This is a genomic window from Endozoicomonas sp. YOMI1, assembly GCF_024606345.1.
In the GTDB taxonomy this organism is placed as follows: domain Bacteria; phylum Pseudomonadota; class Gammaproteobacteria; order Pseudomonadales; family Endozoicomonadaceae; genus Endozoicomonas.
This window is the reverse complement of the sequence record NZ_JAHHPM010000079.1, coordinates 1-1,808: the sequence shown is the minus strand read 5'-3', so window position 1 is coordinate 1,808 and position 1,808 is coordinate 1. Positions and strand designations below refer to the sequence as shown.

Sequence of the window (1,808 nt, the reverse complement as noted above, 5' to 3'; positions counted from 1 at the left end):
GAAGCAGGAATTTTTAGACCAATTTATCGCAACCGCAGTAGGGCAGACTATTCTCAGACAGCCTCCTAGCCCTTAAATACGATAAACTGGCAGCCGGATAAGTTTTTCGCTTTAGCGCTTATTAAACAGCGCATCACAGTAAATGCTCAGTGCTTTCATAGTATTTTCGTGTTTTTCCCTGCCGTTTGACCCGGCTGATTGTTCGGCCTTATCCAGCAGAGCCAGACGGATCTGTCTCTCTGAGGCATTGCTATTCAAACCAAGAAAACTGAGTACTTTTTTCTGCTGTGGGTTAGGATGGGACAGTAAAGGTCCACTATCCTGAGCCTCGCTGGAAATGTATTTTCTGGCGGTCTTGGCAATATCTCGTGAATCTTCCAGATTACTTGCATTTTTTTGCAACTTCACAAAAGCATTCTGAATGACACTTGCTTCGTTATAGGTACTGGAAACACCCAGCTTTCTTTTATCAATGGCTCTCTCCTCTTTTGGTATTGTGTCTGTTGATTTGGTTTTCCTGGGAGCTTTTGTCTGGGCAGAAACAACAGACTTGACACCACTCAAATCAACGGGCTTGTTAATTACTCCAGATGCTGGCCTCGGGGCTGGTGAAGAGGGAGCAGGGGAAGGTGTTGTACTTGCGGAGGCTGCCCGCAGGCTTTCTTTCCGACGCTTTGCGATCTCTCTGATATTAGCCGTTGATTGACGGACTACGTCAGCCCTCTCCATCGAGGCTGACTCTTTCGCTACATCCGTGGAAAGATCCGGCTCGGGACTGAGCGTCTGGGTTGTACCCTGATCACTTTCATCGTCAGAGAAGTAATCAGAATCGCTTGATACCGGGTCCAGAGGGTCTGGACTTTCAGCAGTAAATACAGTTTCTTCTGGAATACTGGCCTGAGAGCTCCCGCTATCATCTGAACGCTGCAGGGCCGTTTCTGACTGTTCGGAGTCATCAATTCCAGCAGCGACTCCATCAAGCTCACTGAAATCTTCCTCCACCGATGTTTCCTCAGTCGATTCCGCTTCTGTCTGGATCGACTCAGTACCAACATCACTTTGATCGTCTCCACCGGTGGTTGTAACACTGTCGATTGGCGCTTTATCCCCAGACCTTTCACTTACGCTGACATCTGTCTCCTGATTGTCGTCTAATGCTGCACTGTCGCCGGCGTCCTCTGACTCGGCAAACAACTCAGTGACGCCATCAAGCTCAGTGTAATCCTCCTCGACTGATGTTTTCTCAGTCGATTTCGCTTCGCTCTGGATCGACTGAGTATCAGCTTCGGTCTCGATAGGCTCAGGATCAGCTTCACTTTGATCGGCTTCATCGGTGGGTGTACTGTTGTCGATTGTTACTTCATCGCCAGACCTTGCCCTTATGTCCACCTCTTTCTCCTGACCGTCTAACGCTGCACTATCGCCAGAGTTTTCTGACTCGGCAAACGACTCAGTGACGCCATCAAGCTCACTGTAATCCTCTTCGACTAAACTTTTCTCAGTTGATTCTACTTCTGTCTGGACCGACTCAGTATCAACAATACTTTCAGCGACACCCTCAAGCTTACTATCATCATCCCCGGCTGATGTTGCCTCAGCCGGTTTCGCTTCTGTCTGGATTGACCCAGTATCAACATCACTTTGATCGGCTCCATCGGTGACTGTACTACTGTCGATGGGTACTTCACCTCCAGAGCTTGCACTCTTGCTGACATCTGTCTTCTGACCATCTAATGCTGAACTTTCGCCGGAGTCTGACTCGGCAAACAACTCAGTGACGCCATCAAGCTCACTGTAATCCTCACCGC

Annotated in this window: 1 protein-coding gene; it reads right to left on the bottom strand. The window is 48.8% G+C overall.

The features are described from left to right. Positions 1-111: 111 nt before the first annotated feature. A partial coding sequence (locus KDK15_RS02925; RefSeq protein WP_257293871.1) for a hypothetical protein occupies positions 112-1,808 on the bottom strand: 1,697 nt, incomplete at its 5' end.